The organism is Streptomyces sp. NPDC047117, from assembly GCF_040643545.1.
Lineage (GTDB): Bacteria > Actinomycetota > Actinomycetes > Streptomycetales > Streptomycetaceae > Streptomyces.
The window spans coordinates 1-5,868 of sequence record NZ_JBEYUN010000046.1 but is presented as its reverse complement, the minus strand read 5'-3'; the positions used below and the strand labels follow the sequence as shown (position 1 = coordinate 5,868).

Here is a 5,868-nt window from a genome sequence, read left to right as displayed (position 1 = left end):
TCGGCGAGGACGAGCTGCTGCGCCGCCGCCACCGGGACCACTACCTGACCCTGGCCCACCGGGGCGACGCCGCCTGGATCGGGCCCGACCAGTTCGCCTGGTACGACCGGATGACCGCCGAGCACGACAACCTCCGCACGGCGCTGGAGTACAGCCTGACCGAGTCCGGTGACCGTGCCGAGGGCCATATCGCGCTGGAGATGGCCGCGGCGCTGTGGTTCTTCTGGTACGGCTGCGGGTTCCTGAAGGAGGGCCGGCACTACCTGGACCTGGCCCTGGCCGCCGACACCGCCCCCTCGCCGGCCCGGGTGAAGGCCCTGTACGTCAGCGGTCCGGTGCTGCTCTGCCTGGGCGACCTGGCCGCCTTGGAGGAGCGGGCTGCCGAGTGCACTGCCCTGGCCGCGCACTTCGGTGACACGGAGCGGATTTACGCGGCCGCCACCGAGCTGCGGGTGTCGGTGATGCACGGCGACCTGGCGCAGGTGGTGTCCCGGGTCGAGGCCCTGCTCGCCACGGACTGGCGCGAGCAACCGCTCACCTTGATTCCCCTGGCGGCCCTGGTCTTCGGCAGTCACTACCTTGTCGCCGCGGGCCGCTTCGAGGAAGCCTTCGCCTGGCTGGACGAGCTGAGCGCCGCCTGCGACCGGACCGGCGAGCGCAGCATGCGTGCCTGGGGGGACTTCGTCCGCGCTCAGGCCGAGCTGGCGCTGGGCCGGTACCTGGAGGCCGACGAGCATGCCCGGGCCGCGCTGCTGGTCAAGCACCGGCTGCGCGAGGGCGTGGGCACCGGCATGATCCTGGAAGCGCTGGCCCGCGCCGCCACCGCCACGGGCCGACGCCGGGACGCCGCGTGGCTGCTCGGCCTGGCCATGCAGCTGTGGGAGACACTCGGCCAGCCACAGGCGGCCATCCCCGCGGTGGTGGCCGCCCGCCAAGCCTGCGAACGCCAGACCCGCGAAGCCCTCGGCGAGGACGCCTACCGGCGCGCCTTCGACGCCGGCCGCACCGTGCACCTGGACACCGGCATCGCCCACGCCCTCGACCCCGCCGCCGCGCCGCCGCCCCTCCAGTAACCATCATCGTGGCGAACAGACTTGCCTTCTGTCGCAGAACGTGACCAAACACGGAGTGATGACACAGGCTCTGAGCTTCTTCGACGTCCGCGGCCTCGTCCCCGGCCCCTGCAGATCACCGTCGAGACCACGGCCCTGACCGGCCAGAGGGCCAGCACCGACTACGAACGCGGGCTGGCCCGCCTCATGCACCACGAGATCGACCACCTCGACGGCCTGCTGTACACCGCCCGCATGCGGACCGGCGTCGCCCCCTCCCCGTCGAGGAATACCGGCAGGCCGGCCGGGCCTGGGCGTACGAGCAGTAACAGCGCTTCCGGAGGCCATGTCAGAACCGGCCGCCCAGGTCGAGTCCTGAACGATCTGTTCCTGGTAGTGAAGTCTTCCTGCGTAGTGAAGTCGCTGTTTTCCATGGATGGCCAGGGCCAGCTCCAGCATGATCTGGGCGGCCGCACCGACGACCGCGCCCTACCTATGCAGCACCCGAACACGGTCACCGAAGCCGCCGGTGAGGGAGCCGGCGTCACGGTGACTTCAGGCAGCACGGGCCCCTGCCGAGAGTGCAGCGGGGCCCATGGTGCAGATAGTTGTGGAGGGTCGGCGCCGGTTCTCGATGAGCGGTATGCCGCCGACGTCAGTTACCGTCTGCTGCCGGTCTAACGGTCCGGCCGCACTTTCAGGTGCCGTGTGAAGAACTGGGCCGCGGCGTCTCCTGCGAACTGCGGGACGCCGGTGTGTCCGCCCATGTTGGCGTGCAGGGACTTCTCCTTGGAACCGAAGGCGTCAAACAGGTCCAGGGCCGCCTGCCGGTCGTTGCCTTCGTCGTCCCACTGCAGCAGGACGTGCAGGGGAATAGTGACCTGGCGGGCTTCCTCGAACATGACGCGAGGCACAAGACTCCCCGCGAACAGACCGGCGGCCACGATGCGCGGGTCGACCACCGCCAGCCGGATGCCGATAGAGATCACTCCCCCCGAGTAGCCGACCGGACCGCCGATCTCGGGCAGCGACAGGAGGGCGTCCAGCGCGTCCTGCCATTCCGGGACCGCCTTGTCGACCAGAGGGAGGATGAGGTCGTCGACGACTTCGTCGCTGATCGGCTCGCCGGCCTGCATCGCCCGGCGAAGTTCGGCGCGGGCCTGGTCAAGGGCGGGCCAAATGGGCCGGTCGCCGCTTCCGGGGAGCTCGATGGTGGCCGTGGCGAAGCCCTCCGCAGCGGAGTGCCGGGCCCGGGCCACCAGTCGGGGGTACATCTTGCGCAGTCCGAGCGTGGGATGGCCGAGCAGGATCAGCGGCACTGGCGCGGAAGCCGATGCGGCTTCGGGCGTCCACAGGATGCCGGGAACCTCACCGAGGGTGAATTCGCGTTCGAGGACGCCGTCGTCGAGGCGTTGCTCGGAAGTGAAATGCATGGTCGTGCCTTTCGGGAGCGCATCGGAATGGCGCTCCCGGACGACCTGTCTATCGCCCGACCGTGACCCCGGAGGGGAGCACCCACGTCAATACTGCGTTCACGGGTACCACCTCCTTGGTCTCTCGCACGGCCTCCGGAAACGTAGCAGTGGTCGCCTCATCCGCCAAACGGTTTTGCGGAGTCTCCGTGGCCGGGCGCCACGAAGACACTGCACAGAGCTGCTGGGGCGTCGTCGCGGATTCCCGAGTGGCGGCTCTACGACGGCCGGACACACTGGCGCTGACGCTTCTCGCGAACATCGGACACGACGCACCGCCGACGCCTGCCGAATTCGCGTACAGGTGCGGTCGGTTCTTCGCGAACAAAGCCACTGCCGAGCATCATGCTCTTCAATGGTCCCAGCCCCGGACGGTCTCGTGAGAGGTGGTATCACGATCTTGTTGAGGTGCCGGGTTGGCGTGTCCAGTGGGGTGATTCGGCTGTTTGTGATGCCGCTACGCTGGGGCCGTGGTGATCAGGGGGATAGGTAGATGGGGGCTCGTCGCTGCACTGACCGCTTCTGCGGTACTCACCTCAGGGTGTACGTACCTGGTCGACACCGACGAACTGCCCGGCATGTATCGCAACGACGCGACTGGCGGGGAGATCCTGCTCGAGCGAGACGGAACGTTCTCTGCCAATGATGTCTCGACCAACTCCTCCTCCGGCCCCGCCGACTTCAGCGGCCGATGGGAGTTCGTCGACAGCAGCACCACCAGCGACTTCATCTACCTCGATGTCGACGGTCGTGGCATCGGTGAGATTTCCGGCATCCAGCTGTACACGAGCGGTCGAGGGACGGTGGAGTTCAGCACTCCGGACGAGCCGTGGTCCTTGGTGCTCACCAAGGTGTCCGCCCAGTAGATCAGCCTGCCCAGTCCGGCGCCTGGTGGCACCGCAGCCGACGGCGGCGGCCGATCCGGGAGCGGCAGGTGCGAGGGGTGACGAGTGGGCTGATGAATCTGCAAGGTTTCTTCAAGCTCCGAACTGCATGGTCAGAGCCTGCAACACGATCATGGCTGGGTCTACTTGAGTCGGCGCAAGAGTTTGTAGCGTTGTATCCCCCTGGGGGACACAAGACGCGCCGGAGGTCAGCAATACCGACCTTGAGGTCGCGATCCGCAGACGGGAGAAGTCTGATGGCGAACGGAGCTGGCCATTATGTTCCTCCTGCGCTGGGCGCTCCCTGCCGGGTGAGTCTGGCTGCCCGTGACCTGCCGGCCACGGAAGACTTCTACGCCGCGGTGCTGGGCTGGAGCTTCCGCCCCAGCAGCTTCGGGGACGGATTCCGGATCGCACTTTGCGACGGGAAGCCCGTCGCCGGTATCGGGCCCCTCGCCGGTTGCGACGGGAAGCCCGTCGCCGGTATCGGGCCCCTCGCCGGGCGGTGGCAGATGACGGTTGTCTGGACGCCGTATTTCGCCGTGCCCAACGCGGATGAGACCGCAGCGCGTATCCGCGAACGCGGTGCGACGGTCGCGATCGGGCCCCTGGCTCTGGGACACGGCCGCGCCGCGCACGCCGCCGACCGTGACGGAGCCGCCTTCGGCATCTGGGAAGGCCGGACCCTGGTCTGTTCGGTGGGCCAAGAGGACGCGCCTGCCCACCTGGAGCTCCGCACTCGCGACATCTTCGACTCCGCCGTGTTCTACGCGGAGGTCTTCGGCTGGGCAGCCGGCCACAGTGCCTGCTACGTGGCCTACGAGGAGGACAGAGTGGTCGTCCGCCAAGACGGACACACGGTGGCAGCCCTCCACGGCGGTGGCATCGAGGCGGCACCGGACCCCAAGGTACGGCCGCGGTGGCATGTCCACTTCCATGTGAAAGATGCAGAAGCGGTCAGCGCCGCGGCGCTCGCCGCCGGCGGAGCGGTCTTCCTCGGCGCCTCGGCCTCCGACGCGCCCGCGGCACACGCGGTCATCCGTGATCCGGACGGCGGCCTGTTCACCGTCCCTCGGCATAGGGCATCTGGCTCAGGGGCCCGGCGTGGCCAGCGCCATGACCTCGATATGTGCTGTCAGCTGGCCGATCGCAGCGCCCCGCACGTCTTCGCCTTCTGGATCGCGATGCGCCCGGCGTAGTGCGCGGCGGCCTGAGTGCGAAGGTTCCCCTTGCCAGCGACAGCCGTGCTGCCACCCCCAGTCGTCCGACCAGGGCGGCCAGCGTCTGCGGCGAGGCCGCGCCGGAGGCCGTCCGCCCGCCTTCGACGCCGAGACCCGCAGGTGACCCGTGTGAGGAGCTCTAGGACTGATCGCCGCTGTCGAGGGCGTGTTCTTTGAGGAATGCGCCCGCGTGGGCCGCTGCTTCCTCTGCGGTCACGTACGGCGCCCCATCGGCGGCCGTGCCGGGTGCTCCATCAGCGCCTCGGCCGGTCCAGCTCCAACCACCGGAAGGCGACTGCACCAGCTCAGCAGTGCCTCCGAACAGCGCAAGTGTGCTCCTTTTCGTTGTCACGGGTGCTGGGCGGCTGACGGCATCGGGCCATTTCTTACGGGCGCCCTGCCGGGTGATGCCCCAGACGGCTCCCAACTGCTCGTAGCTCGCACCGTAGGAGCCGGCGGTCACTGCCGCCCGCTCCGTGAGCCGCTTGACCTCGCCATCCACCACCTTCCAGGCGGCCAGGACGGACAGTGCCACTTTGACGGGGTTCGCGTCCCACATACGGTCGGCGGGCAACCCGGTCTCCCGGGAGCGGAGGGCCGAGGCCAGGGGGTTCAAGGCGTCGTACAGGGCCTTGTCGAGTTCTGCCCGCTCTTCTGGAGTGATCTCAGAGGCCGTCATGCGACAACTGTAGTTTACGAAACGGTCTCATGTAAACCAAAGTTTCCGAACTGTGCTTGGCTGTCACCACATCAGAGAGGCAGGCTCCAGCCCACCTGGCCTGGCAACTCAGTGATGCCCGACGCTTCACCAACCGGCAGGGGGCAGTCCCGAGGGACTGTCACCCGCACCGCGCGGCCCTGACGACTCACTCCTGCAGATGTCGCTGGGGACGTGCAGTCGTCGCAAGGGCAGTGGCCTCGTGCAGCACCGCACGCCACACGCATTCCTCCGGTCCGTGGACCCGATATCCGAGCCAGTAGGCTCCCGGCCGCTCAGCACCGGCCGGGGCAGAGTTTTCGACAGCACCCATGACCGGTCAACGGCCACGCCGCCTCTTGCGGAACGGCCGGCCGACCGGATCCTCACATCGGACGATTATCGCGCCGCCCCGCAAGCAGGGGCTTCGCCGCCGTTGTCGACTGCCGCGGCTGCCGAGTATTTCGGCCTACCGTCGGTACTGGAGGATCGGCGCGGGCTGCGGCTGGCGGAGGATCATCCGGTGGTCAAGCAGACCACAGG

General features: G+C 68.3%; 6 protein-coding genes and 1 pseudogene. 5 read left to right on the top strand and 2 right to left on the bottom strand.

Translation table 11 applies throughout. The annotated features are described in order from the left end of the window. Nucleotides 1–1,073: pseudogene (locus ABZ840_RS37645) on the top strand (hypothetical protein); the annotation flags it as partial. A 21-nt stretch (nucleotides 1,074–1,094) separates the two neighbouring features. After that, nucleotides 1,095–1,733, top strand: a complete 639-nt coding sequence (locus ABZ840_RS37640; RefSeq protein WP_361568583.1) for a peptide deformylase — start codon at nucleotides 1,095–1,097, stop codon at nucleotides 1,731–1,733. On the opposite strand, the gene ABZ840_RS37635 is transcribed toward ABZ840_RS37640, so the two are convergent. After that, a complete protein-coding gene (locus ABZ840_RS37635) occupies nucleotides 1,730–2,485 on the bottom strand; it encodes an alpha/beta hydrolase (protein WP_361568580.1) in 756 nt (251 codons plus the stop codon). The genes ABZ840_RS37640 and ABZ840_RS37635 overlap by 4 nt on opposite strands. Nucleotides 2,486–2,994: 509 nt before the next feature. On the opposite strand from ABZ840_RS37635, the gene ABZ840_RS37630 reads away from it, so the two are divergent. Together ABZ840_RS37630 and ABZ840_RS37625 are read left to right on the top strand one after the other, a co-directional pair. Beyond that, complete coding sequence (locus ABZ840_RS37630; protein ID WP_361568577.1) at nucleotides 2,995–3,390, top strand: hypothetical protein; 396 nt, start codon at nucleotides 2,995–2,997, stop codon at nucleotides 3,388–3,390. Between the two features lie 275 nt (nucleotides 3,391–3,665). Continuing rightward, nucleotides 3,666–4,607 carry a VOC family protein gene (locus tag ABZ840_RS37625; RefSeq protein WP_361568574.1) on the top strand — a complete coding sequence of 314 codons (942 nt, stop codon included), beginning with the start codon at nucleotides 3,666–3,668 and terminating at the stop codon, nucleotides 4,605–4,607. A gap of 160 nt (nucleotides 4,608–4,767) precedes the next feature. Here the strand turns inward: ABZ840_RS37625 and ABZ840_RS37620 are convergent, their stop codons facing one another. After that, nucleotides 4,768–5,307 (bottom strand): hypothetical protein, encoded by a 540-nt coding sequence (locus ABZ840_RS37620; protein ID WP_361568572.1) that lies wholly within the window; start codon nucleotides 5,305–5,307, stop codon nucleotides 4,768–4,770. Nucleotides 5,308–5,584: 277 nt separating this feature from the next. Between ABZ840_RS37620 and ABZ840_RS37615 the strand changes: the two genes are divergently transcribed. Then, nucleotides 5,585–5,868, top strand: a 284-nt coding sequence (locus ABZ840_RS37615; RefSeq protein WP_361568569.1) for a hypothetical protein, incomplete at its 3' end; no start/stop codon positions are given.